This window comes from Micromonospora sp. WMMD975 (assembly GCF_029581215.1).
GTDB lineage: Bacteria > Actinomycetota > Actinomycetes > Mycobacteriales > Micromonosporaceae > Micromonospora.
The window spans coordinates 312,978-334,209 of sequence record NZ_CP120739.1 but is presented as its reverse complement, the minus strand read 5'-3'; the positions used below and the strand labels follow the sequence as shown (position 1 = coordinate 334,209).

Here is a 21,232-nt window from a genome sequence, read left to right as displayed (position 1 = left end):
TATCCGGCTGCGGGCGCTGGTCACCCCTCCACGCGGGCCACCGCCCGGGCCGCCTCCGGGCCGGACTCCAGCAGCACCCGGAACCCGTCCTCGTCGAGGATCGGCAGCTTCAGCGTGGCCGCCTTGTCGGCCTTCGAGCCCGGGTTGTCGCCGACCACCACGAAGCCGGTCTTCTTGGAGACCGACCCGGTCACCTTCCCGCCCCGGCTCTGGATCTCCTCCGCGGCCTGGTCGCGGCTGAACCCGGCAAGCGTGCCGGTGACCACCACGGTGACCCCGTCGAGCGGTCGCGGCCCCTCCTCGCCCGCCTCCTCGGCCATCCGTACGCCCGCCTCGGCCCACTTGCGCACCACGTCGCGGTGCCAGTCGACGGCGAACCACTCCTTGATGCTCGCGGCGATCGTCGGGCCGACGCCGTCCACCGAGGACAACTCCTCCTCCGCGGCCTCCTCGATCGCGGTGACCGAACGGAAGTGCCGGGCCAACGCCTGGGCCGCGGTCGGTCCGACGTGCCGGATGGAGAGCGCCACCAGCACCCGCCACAGCTCGCGTTCCCTGGCCACGGCGAGGTTGTCGAGCAGCTTGGTGGCGTTGCTGCCGAGCGTGCCGTCCTTGTTGACGAAGAACGGCGACCGGCTCAACCGCTCGGCGTCGAGACCGAACAGGTCGCCCTCGTCGGCGATGATCCCGGCGTCGAGCAGCGCGGCGGCGCCCTTGTAGCCGAGCACCTCGATGTCGAAGGCGCCGCGGCCGGCCAGGTGGAAGACCCGTTCCCGCAGCTGCGCCGGGCAACTGCGGGAGTTGGGGCAGCGGATGTCGACGTCGCTCTCCTTGGCCGGCGCGAGCGGCGTGCCGCAGGCCGGGCAGGTGGTCGGCATCACGAACGGTCGGGCGTCGGCCGGACGCAGCTCGACCACCGGGCCGAGAACCTCGGGGATGACGTCGCCGGCCTTGCGCAGCACCACCGTGTCACCGATGAGCACACCCTTGCGCTCGACCTCGCGGGCGTTGTGCAGGGTGGCCAGCGCGACCGTGGAACCGGCCACCCGGACCGGCTCCAGGACGGCGAACGGGGTGACCCGGCCGGTGCGCCCCACATTGACGTCGATGTCGAGCAGCTTGGTGTTGACCTCTTCGGGCGGGTATTTGAAGGCGATCGCCCAGCGTGGCGCGCGGCTGGTCGAGCCGAGGCGGCCCTGGATGGAGACCGGATCGACCTTGACCACCACGCCGTCGATCTCGTGCTCGACGTCGTGCCGGTGCTCGGCGTAGTAGGCGATGTATTCGGCCACGCCGGCCAGGTCGTCCACCACCTTCCAGCGGTCGCTTGTCGGCAGCCCCCACGCGCGGAGCGCGGCGTACGCCTCGGACTGCGCGGCCGGGCGATAGCCCTCGCGGGCCCCGATGCCGTGCACGACCAGACGCAGCGGCCGGGAGGCGGTGACCCGAGGGTCCTTCTGACGGAGGCTGCCGGCGGCGGCGTTGCGCGGATTCGCGAACGGCGCCTTGCCCTGCTCGACCAGGCTCGCGTTGAGGTCGGCGAACGCGGCCACCGGGAAGTAGATCTCGCCGCGCACCTCGAGCATCTCCGGCACCTCGGGGACGTCGTCGGCCGGGGTCAGCCGCGCCGGCACCCCCTCGATGCTGCGCACGTTCGCCGTGACGTCCTCGCCGGTGCGCCCGTCGCCACGGGTGGCCGCCCGCACCAGCCGGCCCTTCTCGTAGGTGAGGTTGATGGCCAGCCCGTCGACCTTCAGCTCACAGAGATAGGGCACCGGGCCGCCGGCGTCCCGCTCGACCCGCTCGGCCCAGGCGGCCAGCTCCTCGTCGGCGAACGCGTTGTCGAGCGAGAGCATCCGTTGGGCGTGGGTGACCGGGGTGAAGTCGGTGGAGAACGTGCCGCCGACCCGCTGCGTGGGCGAGTCGGGGGTACGCAACGCCGGGTATTCCGCCTCCAGCGCCTCCAGCTCGCGCAACTGCCGGTCGAACTCCGCGTCGGTGATCGTCGGCGCGTCCAGGACGTAGTAGCGGTATTGGTGCTCGGTCAGCTCCTGACTGAGCGTGGCGTGTCGCTCCCGGGCCTCCGGGGTCGGCTCGGCCCCGGCCGCCGCCTGTTGGGCGGCGTCGATCGTCAGGGGAACCGCTTCTTCGGACACGCTGCCGTCTTCGGACACCGCTGTCGACCTCCCGTGCTCGCGCTACCCGAGAACCGTAGCGGTCGGGGGTGACAACCGTCCGGCCACCGGCTCTGATCAGGCGACCGGCGTCTCGACGGCGTGCGACGCGCCGGCCGAGCCGGCGGGCGCCGGACGTGCGACGATCGCGGCGGCGGCGCTGGGCCGAAGCGGACGAGAGGCGGGGTACGGATGCGCGACGGGCTGATCTGGGCGCTTGTCATCGTGGCCTGCGTGGCCGCGGGCTGGCTGTGGAGCGAGTGGCGTCGTCGGTCCGCCGACCGGCCCGCCCGGACGGGTCGGCGCGGGCGGCCCGGTGACCGGCGACCGGGCGCCGGTGGCGGCAGCCGGCCCGGGAGGACGCCCCGCGGTGGCCGTGCCGGCGGCGGGAGCGGCAGTGGCCGGACCGGCGCGCCACCGCGACCACGCGACGCCGGGCGGCCGGGCCGGGACGTCCCGCGTCCCGGGGAGATCTGGTGGGCCGACGTGCCCTACGCCGACGGCACCGGCTCGAAGGTGCGCCCCTGCCTGGTGCTGCGGGTCGACGGTCGGGACGCCGAGGTCCTGAAGATCACCAGTCAGGACAAGTCGGACCGGGACAACCACGTGTCCATTCCGACCCGGGGCTGGGACGCCGACGCCGAGCACGACAGCTGGTTGGACGTCAGCGAGCCGATCCCGGTGCCGTTGACCGCCTTCGCCGACCGGGCCGGTGACTGCGACGCCGACGTGTGGCGTGGCGTCCGCCGGCTTCCCCATCTCACCGCGTGACGGCATCCCGCACGCCGGGGACGCCGCTCAGTCGAGCGCGGCGGCGAGCGCGGTGAGCTGGTCGGCGTACTCGATCCGGCCCGCCCAGCCGGCCGGCCAGGCCGCCATGCCGTGCGCCGCCCCGACGAACGCGCCGGCCAGCGCCGCGACGGAGTCCGAGTCGCCGGCGGTGGTGGCGCCCCGGGCCAGCGCGCCGACCGGGTCGTCCGGATGCCACAGCACGCAGAGCAGCGCGGTGACGAGCGCCTCCTCCGCGACCCAACCCTCGCCGGTGAGCCGGCACGGGTCGCCACCGTCGTCGGGGCAGGCCAGCGCCGCCTCCAGCCGGCCGAGCACCCGCAGGCAGTCGTCCCAGCCCCGGGCGATGAACTCGGCTGCCGTGGTGCCGCCGGGACGCTGCCACAGGTCATCGAGCCAGTCGCCCCGATAGACCGTGCGCTGCGCGCGGGCCCGCGCGGTGAGCAGGCCGGGCAGCTCCGGCAGTGCCGCGCCGTCGCGCAGCAGCCGGATCGCGTACGCGGTCAGCTCGCTGGCCGCCAGCCCGGTCGGGTGCCCGTGGGTGAGGCCGGCCTGGAGCTGGGCCAGCCCGGCCAGCGTGTCCAGGTCGACGTCGAGCAGCCCGACCGGGGTGACCCGCATGTTCGCGCCGCAGCCCTTCGACCCGGCGACCGTGGCCTCCTGCCAGCGGACCCCCCGATTCAGCTCGGCGCAGGCGCGCAGGCAGGTCATGCCCGGCGCGCGATTGTTCTCCGGGCTGGCCGCCCAGTCGACGAAGCGCTGCCGCAGCAGCGGCTCCACCGCCTCCGGCGTGTACGCGGGCGCGTCGTGCAGCGCCCACGCCACTGCCAGCGCCATCTGGGTGTCGTCGGTGACGAGCGCCGGATCACCCACCAGCTCGCGGGGGCCGGCCGGGCCGTAGCGCCGGACGATCTCGCTGACGGTGAGGAACTCGGTCGGCTTGCCCAGAGCGTCACCGTAGGCGAGGCCGAAGAGCGAGCCGGCGGCACGGCGTTCGGTGGATGAGGTCACGGTGGTGATCATGCACCGGCCGGGCGAACCTCGCGCGTTCAGTCCCAGCAGAGGCAGAACGGGTGACCGGCCGGATCGGCGTAGACCCGGAAGCCCTCCTCCCCACCGGGCAGCCGCCGCGCGCCGAGGGCCAGCGCCGCCTTTTCGGCTGCCTCGATGTCGTCCACCGTCACGTCCAGATGGAACTGCTGCGGTCGCTCCGGGTCGGGCCACTCCGGGGCACGCAAACCTGGTGCCTTCTGGAAGGCCAGCCGCGGCTGGTGCCCCGGCGGGCCGCCGAGCACCACCCATTCGTCGCCCTCGGAGCTCTCCTCGATCAGCGGCAGGCCGAGCAGCTCCGCGTAGAAACCCGCCAACGCGCGCGGGTCGGGACAGTCGATCACGGTGGAACGCAGTCGTCCGATCATGCCCGTCATCCTGCCCCCGGGGTACGACAGGAAAAACGTCACTCCTCGGCGAGCCGCCGGCCGGCGTCGCGGCAGGCGGCCAGCACCGCACGGGCGTACGCCGGGGTGGCGCCGGCCAGGCCGCACGCGGGCGTGACCACCACCTGCCCGGCCAACCGGCGGCGGGGAAAACCGAGCCGGTCCCAGACGCGGCGGACCCGATCCGCGACCTCGGCCGAGGTCGGTGCCCGACCGGACGCGGGCGGCAGCGTCGGCGCGGCGCCGGCCAGTAGCCCGAACCCGGCGTCGATCGCCTCGCCGAGCGGGTCCAGGTCGGTCACCAGCGACAGGTCGAGGGCGACGCCGACCGCGCCGGCGGAGCGGATCAGCTCCAGCGGCACGTCCGGCGCGCAGCAGTGCACGAGCGTAGGAACGCCGGCCGCGTCGAACACGCCGCGCAGCAGCCCCCGGGCCACCTCCGCCTCCACCGGACGGTGGGTGCCGAAGCCGCTTTCGGTGGGCACCCGACCGGCCAGCACCGCCGGCAGGGACGGTTCGTCGAGCTGGAGCAGCACCGAGGCGCGGGGCAGCCGCCGGGCCACCGCCGCCACGTGCCCCCGCAGCCCCTCACCGAGCGAGCCGGCGAGGTCCCGCACCGCGCCGGGGTCGCGCAGCACCCGACCACCGAGCGGCAGCTCCAGCGCGGCGGCCAGGGTGAACGGGCCGGCGGCCTGGATCTTGACCGGACCGGCGTACGCCTCGGCCTGCTCGGCGAGCTGGTCCAGGTCGCGTTCCATCAGGTCACGGGCGCGGCGCAGGTCCCGGCCGGGGCGCGGGGCGATCCGCCAGCGGGCCGCGTACAGCTCGACCGGGAGTTCGACGAGCAGGCCGCCGGCGCGGCCGACGAGGTCCGCCCCCGGCCCCCGGGCGGGCAGCTCCGGCAGGTGCGGCAGGTCGGGCAGCTCGCCGAGAACGATCCGCTGCGCCTCGGCGATGTCGGTGCCGGGCAGCGAACCGATTCCGGTCGCCGCCCCGGCCGGCCAGGGCCACTGCTGATCAGTCACCGCCGAAGCCTATCCACCGTGCCGTCCGCAGCGGTCGGCGCGGCGGTCAGCGGGCCGGAGGCACGGCACGGCGGCGCATCGTCAGGGGTGGGTGACGGATAGGCGCGTGATGCCTCATCAAGTGCCTACAAACTTGATGGCGTAAATGACTCGTCGTGATCAACCCAGGTCCGGGCAGGCGCTCGCCGTGGGAGTCCGATCGCCGTTCGTCGCGGTGACCCATCCACGTCATCAAGTTTCTAGGCGCCTGAAAGCGAGTCCCTCCGCCCGTGCCGCCACACCGGAAATTCGCACCCGGAAGATCGGCGCGGGTCACGGTCCGGCAGCCGATACGCCGGCCGGAGCCACCTCCGGCCGGGCCCGCCCACCGGCGAGGCACCCACCAGCGGGACGCCATCCGGCGAGGGCCCGCTTTTCGGCAGTGCGCCCTCTGGCGGGAGCGTGGCCAGGGGTCCGTTCAGCGAGCGGCCGGTCCGGCCAGGGGCGCTGAGCATGGGACACCGTTCGCTGACGAGGCCGCTGGCGGACCGCCGCGCCCGTCGTCAGGCAGCGGCGATGGTGGCGGAGCCGAGGACCACGTCGCCGGCCGGGTCCGGCCGGTAGGCCACGATCGCCTGGCCGGCGGCGACGCCGCGGAGCGGGCGGCGCAGCGAGGCGTGCAGCCCGTCGGCGTCCACCGAGACCGCGGCCGGCACCACGTCACCGTGCGCCCGCAACTGCACCTCGCACTCGATCGGTCCGTCCGGGCGCGGCCCGCCGGTCCATACCGGACGGGTGGCCCGCACCGAGGAGACCTCCAGCGCCTCGGCGGGGCCGACCATCACAGTGTTGGTCGTCGGCGTGATGGAGAGCACGTAGCGGGGCCGGCCGTCCGGCGCGGGGCGGTCCAGGCGCAGCCCGCGTCGCTGGCCGACGGTGTACTGGTAGGCGCCGCTGTGGTTGCCCACGACCGTGCCGGTGAGCGCGTCCACCACCTCGCCCGGGGCCTCGCCGAGCCGCTCGGCCAGGAAGCCGCGGGTGTCGCCGTCGGCGATGAAGCAGATGTCGTGCGAGTCCGGCTTGTCGGCCACGGCGAGGCCGCGCCGGGCGGCCTCCGCGCGCACCTCGGCCTTGGTGGAGTCGCCGAGCGGGAAGATCGACCGGTCGAGCTGCGCGCGGGTCAGCACCGCGAGGACGTACGACTGGTCCTTGGCCTCGTCGACGCTGCGCCGCAGCAGGCCGTCCGGGCCGAGCCGGGCGTGGTGACCGGTCACCACGGCGTCGAAACCCAGGGCTACGGCCCGGTCCAGCACCGCGGCGAACTTGATCTTCTCGTTGCAGCGCAGGCACGGGTTCGGGGTACGCCCGGCGGCGTACTCGGCGACGAAGTCGTCCACCACGTCGTCCTGGAACCGGTCGGCCATGTCCCACACGTAGAACGGGATGCCGAGCACGTCGGCGGCGCGCCGGGCGTCCCGGGAGTCCTCAAGCGTGCAGCAGCCCCGGGCGCCGGTGCGGTAGGTCTGCGGGTTGCGGGCCAGCGCCAGGTGCACCCCGGTCACGTCGTGCCCGGCCTCCACCGCGCGTGCCGCCGCCACGGCCGAGTCCACCCCGCCCGACATCGCCGCCAGAACTCTCACCGGCCCACTCCCCTCGTCCTCACCGAGGGTATCCGGGTCAGCGGGGCGTGCGGAGGGCGGCCGCGCGGCGGGCCCGCTCCACGGCGGCCGGCAGCGCGGCGATGAGCGCGTCGACGTCCGCGCCGGTGCTCGTGTGCCCGAGCGTGAAGCGCAGCGACGAGCGGGCCCGGTCGTCGTCCGCGCCCATCGCCAGCAGCACGTGCGACGGCTGGGCCACGCCGGCCGAGCAGGCCGACCCGGTCGAGCAGGCGATGCCCTGGGCGTCGAGGAGCAGCAGCAGCGCGTCCCCCTCGCAGCCGGGGAAGGAGAAGTGCGCGTTACCCGGGAGCCGGTCCGTCGGATCACCGTTGAAGATCACCTCGGGCACCGCCCGTCGGACCCGCTCGACCAACTCGTCGCGGAGCGCGGCGATCCGGGCCGCGTACTCCTGCTGGCCCTTGACCGCGGTCTCGACGGCGACCGCGAACGCGACGATGCCGGCGGTGTCGAGCGTCCCGGAGCGGACGTCGCGCTCCTGGCCGCCGCCGTGCAGCAGCGGGGTGGCGGCGACGTCGCGGGCCAGCAGCAGCGCGCCCACGCCGGTCGGGCCGCCCAGCTTGTGCCCGGTCACGGTGAGCGCGGCGACCCCGCTCGCGGCGAAGTCGACGGGCACCTGACCGACCGCCTGGATCGCGTCGGTGTGGAACGGCACCCCGTGCTCGGCGGCGACCGCGGCCAGCTCGGCCACCGGCTGGACGGTACCGACCTCGTTGTTGGCCCACATCGCGGTGACCACCGCCACCCGGTCGCCGTGCGCGGCCAGCTCGGCGCGGAGCCGCTCCGGGTCGAGCCGACCGGCCGCGTCCACCGGCAGCCAGCCGACCTCCGCGCCCTCGCGCCCGACCAGCCAGTCCACCGAGTCCAGCACCGCGTGGTGCTCGACCGCGCTGGAGACCACCCGGATCCGCTCGGCCCGGGCGTCGCGACGGGCCCAGAAGATGCCCTTGACGGCGAGGTTGTCGCTCTCCGTGCCGCCACCCGTGAAGATCACCTCGGAGGGACGGGCGCCGAGCGCGGCGGCCACCCGCTCACGGGACTCCTCCACCCGTCGCCGGGCCCGGCGACCCGCCGCGTGCAGCGACGACGCGTTGCCCACCTCGCGGGCGGTGGCGACGTACGCCTCGAGTGCCTCGTCGAGCATCGGGGTCGTCGCCGCGTGATCCAGGTATGCCATCACCTGTCAGCCTAACGGCCGGCGCGCGGGCGGCCGGTGGCCGGACCGCCCGTCCCGCGCCGGGGTGGGACGGGCGGTCCGCCGCCTCATGCGGGAACGGCGGTGACCACGATGTTGTCGCGGTAGTGCCGGGTCTTCGGATCGAACGGCCCGCCGCAGGTGATCAACGTCAGGCGCGGGCTGCCGTCCCGGGCGAAGTAGCGGTCCAGTGGGATCTTCGTCTTCGTGTACTCCTCCCGGGCCACCACCCGGTAGCGGCGGTCCCGGCCGTCCGAGCCGGTGGCGGTCAGGATGTCCCCCCGGTCCAGCTCGCGGAGCCGGAAGAACGCCCCCTTGCCCTGCTCGGCGCTGTCCACGTGCCCGGCGATCACCACCGAGCCGGCGTCCGCCTCCAGGCCCGGGCCGTGGCGGTACCAGCCGACCTGGTCCACGCTCGGCGGCACCTCGAACTCGTCGGTGCGCTCGTTGATGCCGACCGGGTCGACCGTGGCGGTGACCCCGATCGGCGGAATGCGCAGCCGTACCGGTGGCACGGCCTTCCCGCCCGCCGGCAACGTGCCCGCGTTCACCGGCACCGACGCGCCTCCCGTCGTGGTCGCCGTCGGTGTCGGGGCGGGCGTGCCGCTGGCGAGCGCCGCCGCCTCGTCGGCGCCGACGTCGTCGGCGGGCTGCGACCCGCAGGCCACCAGGGTCGCCACGGTGAGCGCGGCGGCGCCGGCGGCCATCGCCGCCAGCGCCCCGCGGTTGCGCACCGTCACCGGCGACCGGCCCGGGCGGTGGCCACCCGCGCCCCGCCGCCGACCAGGAGCAGTACGCCGGCGCCCGCCAGCACGTACCACCAGGTGTCCACGCCGGTGCCGGCCTGACCGCCGGTGCCGCTCGGGACGCCGCCCGGGGCCGAGTGCAGCCCGCTGATGGTCTGCGCGACCAGGTCCAGGTTCTTGTCGTCGGCGGAGCCGATCGCGTAGACGATGGTGGCGGTGCCCTCCTTGAGGTTCAGGTCGGCCGGGCCGATGGCGACGGTGTCGGTGCCGGCGAGCACCACGTCCGCCTCGACGGTGCCGGCGGTGACGTCGGCCTTGGCCTCCTTCGGGTTGGTCAGGCCCTCGAAGACCGGCTTGCCGCCGGCCCGCACGTCGACCGCCGGGGCGGCGGCGGTGTGCCGGACGATCAGCCGGGCCTTGCCGGCACCCACCTTGGACACGTCGTTGACGAACGGGGTGATCTGCGGCTTGCCGTCGGCGCTCAGGTGGGCGGCGAGGCTGATGTTCGCCCCACCCGGCACCGCGGCGTCGTCGACGGTGAGGATCGCCTTGTCGATCGCCTCGCCGGGCTTGGTCAGGGCGATGTCGTACTCCCCCTCGGGCAGGGTGAGCGGGCCGGCGACGTCGCCGGGCTTGAAGTTGTCGAGCGTCTTCTCGCCGTTGACGTAGACGTCGACCGGGGTGTCCGGGATGCCGTGGACCACGGAGACCTTGGACGAGGCGGCGTAGGCCGGGCTCATGGTGGCGGTCCCGACGCCGGCGAAGGTCAGGGCGGCCACCGCGCCGCCCGCGGCGACCCGACGGAACATGGCGAGCTGCATTTGTCTTCCTCCAGGTGGTTGATACTGATTCGTCAGGCCTGGTGTGCAAACGGGTTACGCCGGCCCGGACGCCACCGGATGCGCTCGCGATTTGTTTTCTTTTTCCGCCGTACGACGCATCCGTCCGGGTCCTCGGCGACGAAGGGGAGGTGACGAGGGTCGTGCCTGTCACACCGGCGGAGTGGAGCGAGGGCGGTGAGAGCTACAGTGCGGCATGCCCCACGAAAGGCGAGCCGCCCGATGACGGCGGGGAGGCAGGGCCCCGAGCCGCCGGGCGAGGACGATCTCGCGACGCGGTTCCGCGACGGCGACGAGGCCGCCCTGCGGGAGGCGTACGACAGATACGGCCGAGCGGTGCTGCACCTGGCCACCACGACGCTCGCGAACCGGAGCGACGCCGAGGACGTGACCCAGGCGACGTTCGTGGCCGCCTGGCTCGGCCGGGAGACGTTCGATCCGGCCAAGGGTTCACTTGTCGGCTGGCTGCTCGGCATCGGGCGGCGCAAGGTGGTCGACCGGATCCGCGCCGCGGCCCGGGAGAACCGGGTGGTCGAGACGGTGAAGCAGTTGCCCGAGCCGGTGAACACCGGCCCCGACCCCGACACGGTGGTCGACCGGCTGGTGGTCGCCGACGAGTTGGCCCGGCTCCCCGACGAGCAGCGTCGGATGCTGGAGCTGGCGTTCTACGACGACCTGACCCACCAGCAGATCGCGACCGTGACCGGAGTGCCGCTCGGCACGGTCAAGAGCCATATCCGGCGTGGCATGCAGAGCCTGAAGCGCAGATGGGAGGTGGACGGTGCAGCACCTGGACCACGACCGGCTGGTCTTTCTGGCGCTCGGTGAGAGCGAGGCGGTGGACGGTGAGGCCACCCATCTCGGCGCCTGCGGGCACTGCCGGGGCGAGTTGGACACGCTCCGGCACGTCGCCGGCCTCGGCGCCGGCACCCAGGGTCTGGCCGACCTGCCCGACCCGCCGGAGCACCTCTGGGCGGACATCGTCGCGGAGGTCCGGGCCGCCGAGGAGTTGCCCGCGCTGAGCGATCGGCGTGCACCGCGCTCCGGCGACCCGGACGGGCCGGCGGCCACCACCACCCGTCCGCGCCGAGGTCGGTGGCCCCGGTGGGCGACCACCGCGGTCACCGCCACCGCCGCCGCGGTGATCGGGATTGCGGGCACCGCCTTGGTGCTCGGCACCGACACGGATGAGCCGGCGCCGCAGCCGACGGTGCTCGCGAGCGCGCCGCTTTCCGCGTTCGGCTCGACACCGAGGGACGCCGCCGGCGACGCCCGGGTGCTCGGTGACAACCGGTTGCATCTGCATGTCGCGAATCTCCCCACCGTTCCGGGGTACTACGAGGTCTGGCTGATCGATCCGAAGACGATGGAGATGCTTTCGGTGGGTACGCTGAGCAACGGTTCGGGGGACGCGCTGCTGCCGATCCCCTCGAACGTGGACCTGCGCACCTACTCGGTGGTCGACATCAGCGCCGAGCAGTACGACAACAACGCCCGCCACTCCGGCGACAGTTTGCTGAGGGGCACCCTGACGGGCTGATCGGCGGGCCGGCTCAGCTCCCCGGCCCGCCGATCAGCTCCCCACGTGGGAGAAGGCCGCCGCCCGGTGACCCGGGCGGCGGCCTTCGTTTCGTGACCGGAGGGTCACTTACGCTTGCGGATCTCCTCGGCGGCCTGCGGGACGACCTTGAACAGGTCACCGACCACGCCGTAGTCGGCCAGCTCGAAGATCGGCGCCTCACCGTCCTTGTTCACCGCGACGATGGTCTTCGAGGTCTGCATGCCGGCCCGGTGCTGGATCGCGCCGGAGATGCCCAGGGCGACGTAGAGCTGCGGAGACACGGTCTTGCCGGTCTGGCCGACCTGGAACTGGTGCGGGTAGAAGCCGGAGTCGACCGCCGCGCGGGACGCGCCGACCGCGCCGCCGAGCAGGTCGGCCATCTCCTCGACCAGCTTGAAGTTGTCCGCGTTGCCGACGCCGCGACCGCCGGAGACGACGATCGACGCCTCGGTCAACTCGGGGCGGGAGCCCTTCTGCTCGGCGACCCGCTCGACGACCGTGGCCAGCTTGTCCGCGTCGGTGACCGACACGGTGAGCTGCTCGACGGCCGGGGTGGCCGCGGCCGGGGTCGGGTTGAGCGAGTTCGGCCGGACGGTGACCAGCGGCAGCCCCTTGGTGACCTTGGACTTGACGATGGTGGAACCGGCGAACGCGACCTGGGTGGCGGTGCCGTCCGCGTCGAGGGCGACCACGTCGGTCAGGATGCCGTTGTCCAACTTGACCGCCAGACGGGCGGCGATCTCCTTGCCCTCCTGCGAGGAGGCGAGCAGCACGGCGGCCGGCTGCACCCGCTTGACCAACTCGGCGACCACGGTGGCCTTCGGGGCCACCAGGAAGCCGTCGATCTCCTCGCCCTCGGCGGCGTAGATCTTCTCCGCGCCGTACTCGCCCAGCTTGGCGCTCAGCGCCTCGGCGGCGCCGGCCCCGCCGAGCACGACCGCGCTCGGGGCGCCCAGCTCGCGGGCGAGGGTGAGCATCTCCAGGGTGACCTTCTTGACGCCGAACTCCCGGGTGGCTTCGACGACGACGAGAACCTCAGACATGTCCAGACCTCTCACACGAACTTCTCGGTGGCGAGGAACTCGACCAGCTTGACGCCGCCCTCGCCCTCGTCGGTGATCTTCTCGCCGCCGGAGCGCGGCGGACGCTTGGTGTGCTCCAGCACCGCGCTCGTGGCGCCGTCGAGGCCCACCTCGGTCGGGGCCACGCCCAGGTCGCCGAGGGAGAGCGACTGCACCGGCTTCTTCTTCGCGGCCATGATGCCCTTGAAGGAGGGGTAGCGCGGCTCGTTGATGGTGTCCCAGACCGAGACCACGGCCGGCGTCGAGGCGGTGACCACCTCGTAGCCCTCCTCGGTCTGCCGTTCGGCGGTCAGGGTGGACCCGTCGACGGTGAGCTTGCGCGCGCCGGTCAGCGCGGCCACACCCAGCCGCTCGGCGATCATGTGCGGCATGACCTGCACCCGACCGTCGGTGGACTCGGCGCCGCAGATGACCAGGTCGGCGTTGAGCTGCCCGAGGGCGGCGGCGAGCACCTTCGAGGTGGCCACCGCGCAGGAGCCGTGCAGCGCGTCGTCGACGACGTGGACGGCCTTGTCCGGCCCCATGGACAGCGCCTTGCGGATCGACTCGGTCGCCCGGTCCGGGCCCATGGTCAGGATGGTGACCTCACCGCCGTGCGCTTCCTTGATCTTCAACGCCTCTTCGATGGCGTACTCGTCCATCTCGTTGATGACGTTGTTCGCCGAGCCGCGGTCGACGGTGTTGTCGTCAGCACGCAGGTTGCGGTCCGCGCCCGAGTCGGGCACCTGCTTGACGAGTACGACGATGTTCATCGCGCTTCGACGACCCTCCTGTTTAGGTGTAGCGATCACTCGCCCGGTCACGGGCGCAGCCTCCCGCGTTACTTAACGATCGGTCAACCACGGGCTGCTGTGCGGTTGCCCACGGGCCGATGTTACCCGCAAGTAGGTTCGCCTCGCCGGACCCTCGGAGTGACGCGACTCACCGTAACCCGGCCGCCGTCACGCCGCTTCGGTCAGGGCCGTCCGGATCTTGTCGATCGCCGCCGCCTCGGCCGGTTCGACCCCCCGGTGCGCCTGCGCCACCCGGCCCGCCGCCGCCAGCACCACCGACCGGTACGCCTCGACGTCCCCCGGCGACTTGGCCCGCAGGATCTCCACCGCCCGGCCCAGCGCGGGCAGCACCACCGACTCGATCTCCAACTCGGAGTCACGGGGCAACTGCGGCAGCGGGCCGGTGGTGAGCGCCTCCTTCACCACACCGCTCACGTCGGCGAGCGCGCCGGACGCGGCGATGCTCTCCCGCACCATGCCCAGCACCCCCGGCACCGCGTTGGAGACCAGGAAGACCGCCCCGAACGCACCGGTCTTGAGGGTGAGCTGCTCGTCCGCCGTCAACCGGTCCATGATCACGGAGTGTAGACGTACGGCGTGGTGGTGGTGACCGCAACGAGCCCGAGCCGCTCCAGGATGGGCCGGCTGTCCGGCGAGCAGTCCACCTGCACCAGCGTCCGGCCGCGTTGCTGCGCCAGCCGCGCCCGGTACGCCACCAGCGCCCGGTAGATGCCCTTCTTGCGCCACCGCGGCAGCGTCGAGCCGCCCCAGAGGCTGACGAAACCGGTGTCACCCTCGTAGCGGACCCAACCGGCGCTGACCACCGTCTCCCCGGCCTCCGCCACCACGACCGTGATCGACTGCGGATCGGCCTCGATCTCGCGCTCCAGACCGATCACCAGGTGACTGCGGTCCTCGTGCCACACCTCCTGCTCCATGGCGGCGATCCGTTCCAGGTCGGCCCGGCCGGTGACCTCACGCAGGCGTACCCCCTCGGGGAGCACCGGGACGGCGGCGGCCAGCGGCGCCACCGGGCCGACCACGACGGTCTCCTCGTCCTCCGGGACGAAGCCGGCGGCGCGCAACCGGTCGCCCAGGTCGGCCGGCTCGTCGTGGCCGACGAGCTTCCACTCGACCGCCTCGCCCCGGGCCCGGAAGAACTCGACCTGCCGGGCGATGAGCGCGTCCACCTCGGCGCCGGCCAGGCCGTCGAGCGTCCGGTAGGTGAGGAAGCCCCGCTGGTCCAGGCCGAGGACGCGGAACAGCGGGCCGTCCCGCTCGATGGTCACCCCGGCGGGCACCGGGTTCGGCAGCTCCGGGCGGATCCGGCTGTCGTACGTTTCACGCAGCACGCGCGCGTCAAGATCGGTCACCCGTCCAGGCTAGGCCGGGGGCAAAGCGGATAATCGGCGTCGTGTGGGAGTCGATCAGGCGCTGGTTCGACCCGCGGGAGCTGCGCTCGGTCGGCACCCCGCCGGACTACCGCTTCTCGCTGGCGAACGAACGGACGTTCCTGGCCTGGCTGCGTACCGGGCTGGCGCTTGTCGCGGGCGGGTTGGCCGCCGCGCAGTTCCTGCCCCCGTTGCCCCTGGCCCACCTGCGCGAGGCGCTCGCCGTCGGGCTGCTGCTGCTCGGCGCGACCGTGTCGATCCGGGCGGTGGACCACTGGGCCCGCACCGAACGCGCCATCCGGCTCGGCGAGGAGCTGCCGGCGTCCCGCTTCCCGGCCGTGTTGGCGCTGATCGTCGCGGTCGGCGCGCTGCTGCTGGTCGCGGCCGTCCTGCTGCGCGGACCGGGCGGCACGACGTGACCGCCGGTGGCCCCGGCCTCCAGCCGGAACGCACCCGGCTGGCCTGGCGGCGCACCCTGCTCACCCTGACCGCGGTGCTGCTGCTCCAGCTCCGGCCGGCGTTCACCGGCCGCGTCGTCGACGCGGTGCTGGCCGGGGCCGCGGTCGTGATCTGGCTGGCCGTGCTGGCGGCCGACTGGTGGCGGGCCACCGGGTCCGGCCCGCGTCGTCTCGCGCGCCTGTCGATGCCGCTGACCGCGCTCGGCGCGGTCGGGCTGGCCCTGCTCGGCGTGGCGCACGTGCTCGGCAGGGTGCACTGACCACTTCCGGTGCGCCATCATGGGGCATGGCCCGCCTCTACGTACTGCTCTTCCTGGCCCAGGTCGTGCTCGCCGCCGGCGCGCTGATCAGCTGCCTCTCCGCCGAGGACGGGCAGGTCAAGGCGCTGCCCCGGTTGGTCTGGGTGTTTGTCATCCTCTTCTTCCCGATCGTCGGCTCGATCGCCTGGTTCGTGGCCGGCCGCGAGCGCCCGACCGGGCCGGCCGGCTCCGCGTCCGGTGGGTCCGCCGCACCGGCCCGCCGCCCGCTCGCGCCGGACGACGACCCGGACTTCCTCGCCTCGCTCGACAAGCGCTCCCGCGACGACGACCAGGAGCGCCTCCGGCGCTGGGAGGAGGACCTGCGCCGCCGTGAGGAGGAGCTGCGCCGCCCGGACGACCGGGACCGCCCCGAGGTCTGAGCGCCGCGAAGCCGCCGCCGGTCACCCGGTCGGCGGCCCGGCGGCGTCGCGGTCAGGCCAGGTTCGACGAGCGGGGGTACGCGTCGGCCGGGTCGGTCAGCACGTTGACCAGATAGGGCACGCCCGAGTCGAAGGCGCGGCCCAGCGCAGGCCCGAGATCGGCGGCCTTCTCCACCGTCTCGCCCGCGCCGCCGAGCGACTCGACCACCCTGTCGTAGCGCAGGCCGGGCTGAAGGTCGGCGGCGACGTCGTAGCCGTACATGGCGCGCATCGGGTGCTTCTCCAGCCCCCAGATGCCGTTGTTGCCGACCACGATCACCACCGGCAGCTTCTGCCGGGCCAGGGACTCCACGTCCATCAGCGAGAACCCGGCCGCGCCGTCGCCCATCAGCACGCAGATCTGCCGGTCCGGGTGGCTGACCCGGGCGCCCATCGCGTAGCCCATGCCGGTGCCGAGGCAGCCGTACGGGCCGGGGTCGAGCCAGGTGCCGGGCTGGGCGGGTTCCAGGTACTTTCCGGCGTACGAGACGAAGTCGCCGCCGTCGCCGATGGTGACGGCGTCCGGGGCGAGCACCTTGCGCAGCTCGCCGTAGATCCGGGCCGGCCGGATCGGGTCGGTCTCGGCGCCCATCTCCTCGGCGTCGCGGGCCTTCGCCGCGTCCTCGGCGGTGCGCAGCTCGGCGATCCAGTCGGTGTGGTCGACCCGGTCGCCGGGGTGCTCGGCGAACGCGCCGAGGATCAGTCGCAGGTCGCCGGCGGGGGCGGCGGCCGGCTGCACGTGCCCGGCGCGCTGGCTGGGCGCGTCCACCACGTGCACCACCTTGGCGTCGCCGAAGTCGCCGAAGGAGAGCCGGAAGTCGAGCGGCGTGCCGATCACCACGACCACGTCGGCGCCCTTCAGCGCGATCCGACGGGCCTTGGCGAAGGCGAGCGGGTGCGTCGGGGGCAGCGCGCCCCGGCCCATCCCGTTGGTGAACACCGGCACCCGCAGTGCCTCGGCGGCGGCGCGCAGGGCCTCGACGGCGTCACCGGCGTACACGTCGGAGCCGGCGATGATGACCGGCCGGGACGCGCCGGCGATCAGGGCGGCGGCGTTCGCGACCTCGTCCGGGTCGGGCTCGATCGGTGCCGGCGCGGTGACCGCCGGCAGGTCGGCGTCGCCGACGGAGAAGACCGCTTCGAGGGGGAAGTCCAGGAAGACCGGCCCGCGGTGCGGGGTGAGCGCGGTGGTGAGCGCCGCGGAGACCGCCCGCGGGATGTCGTCGGCGCTGAACACCGTCTCGGCGTGCTTGGTGACCGGGGCGACGAGCGGGAGGTGGTCCATCTCCTGGAGGCTGCCGGCGCCCCAGCGGAACTGCGGGGCCCGCCCGCCCATCACCAGCACCGGCGAGGCGTTGAAGAACGCGCTGGTCAGGCCGGATACGCCGTTGGTGACGCCGGGGCCGGCGGTGAGCACGGCCAGGCCGGGGCGGCGCTGGAGCTTGGCCACCGCCTCGGCGGCGAAGACGGCGGTCTGCTCGTGCCGGACGTCGTAGAGCGGGAAGCCGGCGGAGTGCGCGGCGTCGTAGAGCGGGAAGACGTGCCCGCCGGAGAGCGTGAACATCTCCCGTACGCCGTGCGCGCGCAGCGCCGCCAGCGCCAGCTGCCCGCCGTGCCCCTCGACCCGTTCCGCCATGCCACTCCCCTTCGTCGCGCGACCGGAGTCACACGCTACTGGCCGGTAGGCCAGATGTGAACAGCCCTCGCGTCAGCGGCCGGTGAAGCCGGGCTTGCGCTTCGCCACGAACGCGGCCATGCCCTCCCGCCGGTCGTCGGTGGCGAACAGCGCCGCGAAGAGCTGGCTCTCCCAGGCCAGGCCGGAGGTGAGGTCCATGTCCAGACCACCGTCGACCGCCGCCTTCGCCGCCCGCAGCGCCTGCACCGGCCCGGTCAGGAACGGCTTCACGTACGCCAGCGCGGCGTCGTAGACCTCCGCGGCCGGGACCACCCGGTCGGCCAGGCCGATCCGCAACGCCTCCTCGGCGTCGACCATCCGCCCGGTCATCACCAGGTCCTTGGCGCGGGCCGGGCCGACCAGCCGGGCCAGCCGCTGGGTGCCGCCGGCGCCCGGAATGATGCCCAGCTTGATCTCCGGCTGGCCGAGCTTGGCGTCGGTGGCCACGATCCGCCAGTCGCAGGCGAGCGCCAGCTCGCACCCGCCGCCGAGCGCGTACCCGGTGATCGCGGCGACGACCGGCTTGGGAATCCGGGCGATCGCGCCCAGCGCGCCGGACAGGTCGGCGGCCCGCTCCGCCATGTCCACGTAGGACATGTCGGCCATCTCCTTGATGTCCGCACCGGCCGCGAAGACCTTCTCGCCGCCGTACACGATGACCGCGCGGACCCCGGCGTCGGCGGTGGCCGCCGTCGCGGCGGCGCGCAACTCCTCCTGCACCTGGGTGTTGAGCGCGTTCATCGGCGGCCGATCCAGCCGGATCGTGCCGACGCCGTCCTTCACTTCCAGCCTGACGAACTCGCCCACGGTGCCCTCACTTCCTCGTCGAAGTCGCGTGCCAACCTTACGACCCGCGTCGTTGGGGTAGATATTGCGGTGGGAGAGCCGACCCGGGGAGTACGCATGATCACTTACTACGACGACCGGTCGGTCCGGGTCACCTCCACCGCGCTGCGGGTCGACGACCGCAGCTACCCGCTGGCCGAGCTGACCACGGTGTGGCACCGGCGGGGTGACCGCTCCTGGCGGGTGCTCGCCGGCCGGGGCGCGATCGGTGCCGCGCTGGCCGGGCCGCTGGTGGCCGCCGTGCTGGGCGTCGCGCTCGCCGTCTGGCTGCACCGCTCGCTCACCGTCACCATCGCCGTCGTCGGCGCCTCCGTGCTGGTCGGCCTCGCCGTCGGGCCCCTCGCCGACGTGCTCTTCGAACACCTGGACCGCTCGTACGTGCGGGGCAGCCGGGAGTTGGAGATGTGGGCGACCTGGCAGGGCCGTCAGGTGCGGCTGCTACACACCCGCGACGCGCTGCGCTTCGGCCAGATCTACCGGGCGGTGCAGCGGGCCATGGAGCGCGTGCCCGCCGCTCCCGCTCAAAACGTGATCGGCTCGTCCGGCAGCAGACCGAGCCCGCGCAGCAGGCCGTAGGTGTCCTGCTCGCCCCAGAACTGCACGATCCGGCCGCCGGCCAGCCGGTACATCTTGCAGGCGCTCTGCACCGTGGTCGCCCCGGTCGCGTCCCGTCGGTAGGTCTGCGCCAGCGAGACCACCACCCGGTCCTCGGCCGCGAAGATCTCCACGATCTCCTGGTCGAGCACGGTCAGGCCGGGCGAGGAGACGGCGGCCTCGGGGTAGCGACGGCCGCGTACCGCCGTGCCGGAGCCGTAGATCTCCACGTCCTCGTCGACCACCTCGGCCAATTCGGTGAGATCCTTCGTGACGAAGGTACGCAGGTAGCGCCGGACCACCTCGACGTTGCGCGCCTCCTGATCGGTCATACCCCTCACGCTAGCGATTCGCGCTTCCGTCAGTCGCGGGCCACCGGTCGGAGATGCCCGCGCGCTCCCTGTCGAGCTGATGCCACGAGCGACTCACCGCCCCTACCGATCCTCTTGATCCACTCCACTTCGCCGAGGTGGCGTGAACGAACGCGCTTCGATGCCGCCACTTCGCCGGAATGGAGTCGATCAGGTGGAACACGCAGCGGCACGGGTGGCGCGCGGGTGGTTAGGCTGATTCATGACCCTCTATTACCGGGACGACGCGGTACAGGTCACCTCGCAGTCCATCCACGCCGGCGGACAGGTCGTCCCGCTCGCCGACGTCACGTACGTCTGGCACGCCCGGGGACGGACCACGGCGGCGGTCCGGGGCCGGGTGCTGGGCCGGGGCGTGCTGGTCCTGCTGCTGTCGCTGCCGCCGCTTGTGGCGCTCGTCTGCGTGCTCTCGCTGGCCTGGGCGGCGCAGGACCGGGGCAACTGGAAGCTGGCCCTGATCATCCTGGCCGCGTTCGTGGTGGTCGGGCTGGCGCTCACCCCGTTCCTGGAGGTGCCGCTCGGGTGGCTGGACCGGTCCTACGAGCGCGGCAACCGGGTGCACGAGCTGTGGGTGCAGGTACACGGGCGGGAGACGATGCTGGTCCGCACGCCCGACGCGCTACGGTTCGGGCAGATCTACCGGGCCGTGCAACGCGCCGTCGAACAGCAGGGGGACCGTCGATGACCTTCCGCCGAGGCGAGGCCGTCGCGCTCGCCGGGCTACTCGCCACCGCGGGCGTCACCCACGTCATCCGTCCCGGCTTCTACGACCCGATCGTGCCGCGCGCCCTGCCCGGGCCAGCCCGCTTCTGGACGTACGCCTCCGGCGTCGCCGAGCTGGCCGTGGCGGCGGCGGTGGCGCACCCGGCGACCCGACGACGTGGCGGCCTGGCCGCGGCGGCGTTGTTCGTCGCGGTGCTGCCGGCCAACGCGCAGATGGCCTGGGACTGGCGTCGGCGTCGACCGGTGAAACGGGCGATCGCCTACGGGCGGGTGCCGATGCAGGCGCCGCTGATCTGGTGGGCGCTGCGGGTGGCCCGGCCCGCGCGCTGACCCTGGCCGGGCCGCGCCGCCGGGCACGGGTGGCCGGCGCGACGCACACTTGTCGGCATGGCGATCCCACTTCCCCGGCCCGGCGCCGTCGTCGGCCTCACCCGTTCCGCGCTGGACCAGGCCCTCGGTTCGGCCGCCGCGTTCGCCGCCGTGCCCGCCCGCGCCTTCGCCGTGCTCGACGAGGTGGAGGCGCTGGTCCGGCGGATCGACGGGGTGGTCGACCGGATCGAGGGCACGCTCGACCGCACCGACCGGGTGCTCACCGACGCGGAGACCGCGGTGCGCGAGGTGGGCGTGATCAGCGCCGCCGCCACCACCGCGATCGACACCGCGACCGAGGTGGCCGCCGCGGCGGCGGTCGTGGTGGGCGAGGCGGAGCGGGTCTCCGCAGCCGCGGCCACGGTGGTCGGCGAGGCCGATCGGGTGGCGCGGGCCGCGGCCGGCGTGGTGGCCGAGGCGGACACGGTGGCGACCCGGGCCGCGGGCACGGTGGCCACCGCCGACGCGGCGGCCGGCACCGCGAGCGAGCTGCTGGCGGCGTACGAGGCGACGCTGCGCCGGGCCGCGCCGATGGCGGCCCGCTTCGTCGAGCAGCTCAGCCCGGAGGAGGTGACCGCGGCGATCCGCCTCGTCGACGAGTTGCCGAAGTTGAAGGAGCACCTGACCTCGGACGTGCTGCCGATCCTGGCCACCCTGGACCGGGTGGGCCCGGACCTGCACGACCTGCTGGACGTCACACGTGATCTCAAGCTCGCGGTGGCGGGCATCCCCGGCCTCGGCATGCTGCGCCGCCGCGGCGAACGCGCCGAGGGTTAAGGCGGGGGCCCCGCTTAACGCATTCGGTAGAGGCG

At 73.7% G+C, this 21,232-nt stretch carries 25 protein-coding genes; 10 read left to right on the top strand and 15 right to left on the bottom strand.

The genetic code is table 11. The features are described 5' to 3' along the window. Nucleotides 1-20: 20 nt before the first annotated feature. The gene (ligA, locus tag O7613_RS01590; protein ID WP_282291636.1) at nt 21-2,156 is read right to left on the bottom strand and encodes an NAD-dependent DNA ligase LigA; all 2,136 of its coding nucleotides are present in this window, start codon (nt 2,154-2,156) and stop codon (nt 21-23) included. Between the two features lie 210 nt (nt 2,157-2,366). Here ligA and O7613_RS01585 point away from each other — a divergent pair, with 210 nt between their 5' ends. Further along, nucleotides 2,367-2,945, top strand: coding sequence for a type II toxin-antitoxin system PemK/MazF family toxin (locus O7613_RS01585; protein WP_282291633.1), 579 nt, complete (start codon nt 2,367-2,369; stop codon nt 2,943-2,945). 27 nt (nt 2,946-2,972) lie between these two features. Here O7613_RS01585 and O7613_RS01580 read toward each other — a convergent pair whose 3' ends face one another. From O7613_RS01580 to O7613_RS01550, 7 genes are all read right to left on the bottom strand, one after another. Continuing rightward, a complete protein-coding gene (locus O7613_RS01580; RefSeq protein ID WP_282294449.1) occupies nt 2,973-3,983 on the bottom strand; it encodes an ADP-ribosylglycohydrolase family protein in 1,011 nt (336 codons plus the stop codon). Nucleotides 3,984-4,012: 29 nt separating this feature from the next. Further along, entirely contained in the window at nt 4,013-4,381 is a 369-nt protein-coding gene (locus O7613_RS01575) for a VOC family protein (RefSeq protein WP_281584560.1), read from the bottom strand. A gap of 38 nt (nt 4,382-4,419) precedes the next feature. Further along, nucleotides 4,420-5,424 (bottom strand): methionine synthase, encoded by a 1,005-nt coding sequence (locus O7613_RS01570; protein ID WP_282291631.1) that lies wholly within the window; start codon nt 5,422-5,424, stop codon nt 4,420-4,422. Between the two features lie 542 nt (nt 5,425-5,966). After that, nucleotides 5,967-7,043: a tRNA 2-thiouridine(34) synthase MnmA gene (gene mnmA / locus O7613_RS01565; RefSeq protein ID WP_282291630.1), complete on the bottom strand. Its 1,077-nt coding sequence runs from the start codon at nt 7,041-7,043 to the stop codon at nt 5,967-5,969. Nucleotides 7,044-7,080: 37 nt separating this feature from the next. Continuing rightward, nucleotides 7,081-8,256: a cysteine desulfurase family protein gene (locus O7613_RS01560; protein ID WP_281584563.1), complete on the bottom strand. Its 1,176-nt coding sequence runs from the start codon at nt 8,254-8,256 to the stop codon at nt 7,081-7,083. Nucleotides 8,257-8,342: 86 nt separating this feature from the next. Then, nucleotides 8,343-9,014 (bottom strand): class F sortase, encoded by a 672-nt coding sequence (locus O7613_RS01555; protein ID WP_281584564.1) that lies wholly within the window; start codon nt 9,012-9,014, stop codon nt 8,343-8,345. Beyond that, nucleotides 9,011-9,841, bottom strand: coding sequence for a DUF4397 domain-containing protein (locus O7613_RS01550; RefSeq protein WP_282291627.1), 831 nt, complete (start codon nt 9,839-9,841; stop codon nt 9,011-9,013). Before O7613_RS01550 ends, O7613_RS01555 begins: the two co-directional genes overlap by 4 nt. A 240-nt stretch (nt 9,842-10,081) precedes the next feature. Between O7613_RS01550 and O7613_RS01545 the strand changes: the two genes are divergently transcribed. Together O7613_RS01545 and O7613_RS01540 are read left to right on the top strand one after the other, a co-directional pair. Next, nucleotides 10,082-10,687, top strand: coding sequence for a sigma-70 family RNA polymerase sigma factor (locus O7613_RS01545; RefSeq protein WP_282291625.1), 606 nt, complete (start codon nt 10,082-10,084; stop codon nt 10,685-10,687). Beyond that, entirely contained in the window at nt 10,641-11,399 is a 759-nt protein-coding gene (locus O7613_RS01540; protein WP_282291624.1) for an anti-sigma factor, read from the top strand. Before O7613_RS01545 ends, O7613_RS01540 begins: the two co-directional genes overlap by 47 nt. A gap of 104 nt (nt 11,400-11,503) precedes the next feature. Here O7613_RS01540 and O7613_RS01535 read toward each other — a convergent pair whose 3' ends face one another. The 4 genes from O7613_RS01535 to O7613_RS01520 all read right to left on the bottom strand — a co-directional run bounded on the left by O7613_RS01535 (nt 11,504) and on the right by O7613_RS01520 (nt 14,648). Next, entirely contained in the window at nt 11,504-12,463 is a 960-nt protein-coding gene (locus O7613_RS01535) for an electron transfer flavoprotein subunit alpha/FixB family protein (RefSeq protein ID WP_281584568.1), read from the bottom strand. 11 nt (nt 12,464-12,474) lie between these two features. Then, nucleotides 12,475-13,254: an electron transfer flavoprotein subunit beta/FixA family protein gene (locus O7613_RS01530; RefSeq protein ID WP_282291621.1), complete on the bottom strand. Its 780-nt coding sequence runs from the start codon at nt 13,252-13,254 to the stop codon at nt 12,475-12,477. A 189-nt stretch (nt 13,255-13,443) separates the two neighbouring features. After that, nucleotides 13,444-13,848: a hypothetical protein gene (locus O7613_RS01525; RefSeq protein WP_282291619.1), complete on the bottom strand. Its 405-nt coding sequence runs from the start codon at nt 13,846-13,848 to the stop codon at nt 13,444-13,446. Nucleotides 13,849-13,850: 2 nt separating this feature from the next. After that, nucleotides 13,851-14,648 carry a GNAT family N-acetyltransferase gene (locus tag O7613_RS01520; RefSeq protein ID WP_282291618.1) on the bottom strand — a complete coding sequence of 266 codons (798 nt, stop codon included), beginning with the start codon at nt 14,646-14,648 and terminating at the stop codon, nt 13,851-13,853. A gap of 41 nt (nt 14,649-14,689) precedes the next feature. On the opposite strand from O7613_RS01520, the gene O7613_RS01515 reads away from it, so the two are divergent. The 3 genes from O7613_RS01515 to O7613_RS01505 are packed head-to-tail and all read left to right on the top strand — an operon-like array spanning nt 14,690 to nt 15,803. Continuing rightward, the gene (locus O7613_RS01515) at nt 14,690-15,085 is read left to right on the top strand and encodes a DUF202 domain-containing protein (protein WP_281584572.1); all 396 of its coding nucleotides are present in this window, start codon (nt 14,690-14,692) and stop codon (nt 15,083-15,085) included. Further along, the gene (locus tag O7613_RS01510) at nt 15,082-15,384 is read left to right on the top strand and encodes a DUF202 domain-containing protein (protein WP_281584573.1); all 303 of its coding nucleotides are present in this window, start codon (nt 15,082-15,084) and stop codon (nt 15,382-15,384) included. Before O7613_RS01515 ends, O7613_RS01510 begins: the two co-directional genes overlap by 4 nt. 26 nt (nt 15,385-15,410) lie before the next feature. Next, on the top strand, nt 15,411-15,803 hold the full coding sequence (locus O7613_RS01505) for a PLD nuclease N-terminal domain-containing protein (protein ID WP_281584574.1): 393 nt from the start codon (nt 15,411-15,413) through the stop codon (nt 15,801-15,803). A 52-nt stretch (nt 15,804-15,855) separates the two neighbouring features. On the opposite strand, the gene O7613_RS01500 is transcribed toward O7613_RS01505, so the two are convergent. Both O7613_RS01500 and O7613_RS01495 read right to left on the bottom strand, forming a co-directional pair. After that, nucleotides 15,856-17,478: an acetolactate synthase gene (locus O7613_RS01500; protein WP_282291616.1), complete on the bottom strand. Its 1,623-nt coding sequence runs from the start codon at nt 17,476-17,478 to the stop codon at nt 15,856-15,858. Nucleotides 17,479-17,550: 72 nt separating this feature from the next. After that, nucleotides 17,551-18,324 carry an enoyl-CoA hydratase-related protein gene (locus O7613_RS01495; protein WP_282291615.1) on the bottom strand — a complete coding sequence of 258 codons (774 nt, stop codon included), beginning with the start codon at nt 18,322-18,324 and terminating at the stop codon, nt 17,551-17,553. Nucleotides 18,325-18,420: 96 nt separating this feature from the next. Between O7613_RS01495 and O7613_RS01490 the strand changes: the two genes are divergently transcribed. Beyond that, entirely contained in the window at nt 18,421-18,939 is a 519-nt protein-coding gene (locus O7613_RS01490; protein ID WP_282291612.1) for a DUF6232 family protein, read from the top strand. On the opposite strand, the gene O7613_RS01485 is transcribed toward O7613_RS01490, so the two are convergent. Next, complete coding sequence (locus O7613_RS01485) at nt 18,885-19,289, bottom strand: nuclear transport factor 2 family protein (protein WP_281584578.1); 405 nt, start codon at nt 19,287-19,289, stop codon at nt 18,885-18,887. The two genes, O7613_RS01490 and O7613_RS01485, sit on opposite strands and share 55 nt — an antisense overlap. 241 nt (nt 19,290-19,530) lie before the next feature. On the opposite strand from O7613_RS01485, the gene O7613_RS01480 reads away from it, so the two are divergent. Genes O7613_RS01480 through O7613_RS01470 form a run of 3 tightly spaced genes read left to right on the top strand, consistent with a single transcriptional unit; the run spans nt 19,531 to nt 21,197 of the window. After that, nucleotides 19,531-20,013, top strand: coding sequence for a DUF6232 family protein (locus O7613_RS01480; protein WP_281584579.1), 483 nt, complete (start codon nt 19,531-19,533; stop codon nt 20,011-20,013). Next, nucleotides 20,010-20,381 carry a hypothetical protein gene (locus tag O7613_RS01475; protein ID WP_282291610.1) on the top strand — a complete coding sequence of 124 codons (372 nt, stop codon included), beginning with the start codon at nt 20,010-20,012 and terminating at the stop codon, nt 20,379-20,381. The genes O7613_RS01480 and O7613_RS01475 overlap by 4 nt, the downstream gene beginning before the upstream one ends. Nucleotides 20,382-20,438: 57 nt before the next feature. Then, nucleotides 20,439-21,197, top strand: coding sequence for a hypothetical protein (locus O7613_RS01470; protein WP_281584581.1), 759 nt, complete (start codon nt 20,439-20,441; stop codon nt 21,195-21,197). Nucleotides 21,198-21,232: the final 35 nt, after the last annotated feature.

What these genes read in the sequence shown, in the direction of transcription:
- O7613_RS01550 (WP_282291627.1), bottom strand. Translation starts at nt 9,841, where the DNA reads ATGCAGCTCGCCATGTTCCGTCGGGTCGCCGCGGGCGGCGCGGTGGCC.
- O7613_RS01560 (WP_281584563.1), bottom strand. Translation starts at nt 8,256, where the DNA reads ATGGCATACCTGGATCACGCGGCGACGACCCCGATGCTCGACGAGGCA.
- O7613_RS01470 (WP_281584581.1), top strand. Translation starts at nt 20,439, where the DNA reads ATGGCGATCCCACTTCCCCGGCCCGGCGCCGTCGTCGGCCTCACCCGT.
- O7613_RS01525 (WP_282291619.1), bottom strand. Translation starts at nt 13,848, where the DNA reads ATGGACCGGTTGACGGCGGACGAGCAGCTCACCCTCAAGACCGGTGCG.
- O7613_RS01500 (WP_282291616.1), bottom strand. Translation starts at nt 17,478, where the DNA reads ATGGCGGAACGGGTCGAGGGGCACGGCGGGCAGCTGGCGCTGGCGGCG.
- O7613_RS01505 (WP_281584574.1), top strand. Translation starts at nt 15,411, where the DNA reads ATGGCCCGCCTCTACGTACTGCTCTTCCTGGCCCAGGTCGTGCTCGCC.
- O7613_RS01530 (WP_282291621.1), bottom strand. Translation starts at nt 13,254, where the DNA reads ATGAACATCGTCGTACTCGTCAAGCAGGTGCCCGACTCGGGCGCGGAC.
- O7613_RS01535 (WP_281584568.1), bottom strand. Translation starts at nt 12,463, where the DNA reads ATGTCTGAGGTTCTCGTCGTCGTCGAAGCCACCCGGGAGTTCGGCGTC.
- O7613_RS01480 (WP_281584579.1), top strand. Translation starts at nt 19,531, where the DNA reads ATGACCCTCTATTACCGGGACGACGCGGTACAGGTCACCTCGCAGTCC.
- O7613_RS01585 (WP_282291633.1), top strand. Translation starts at nt 2,367, where the DNA reads ATGCGCGACGGGCTGATCTGGGCGCTTGTCATCGTGGCCTGCGTGGCC.
- O7613_RS01545 (WP_282291625.1), top strand. Translation starts at nt 10,082, where the DNA reads ATGACGGCGGGGAGGCAGGGCCCCGAGCCGCCGGGCGAGGACGATCTC.
- O7613_RS01485 (WP_281584578.1), bottom strand. Translation starts at nt 19,289, where the DNA reads ATGACCGATCAGGAGGCGCGCAACGTCGAGGTGGTCCGGCGCTACCTG.
- O7613_RS01475 (WP_282291610.1), top strand. Translation starts at nt 20,010, where the DNA reads ATGACCTTCCGCCGAGGCGAGGCCGTCGCGCTCGCCGGGCTACTCGCC.
- O7613_RS01575 (WP_281584560.1), bottom strand. Translation starts at nt 4,381, where the DNA reads ATGATCGGACGACTGCGTTCCACCGTGATCGACTGTCCCGACCCGCGC.
- O7613_RS01490 (WP_282291612.1), top strand. Translation starts at nt 18,421, where the DNA reads ATGATCACTTACTACGACGACCGGTCGGTCCGGGTCACCTCCACCGCG.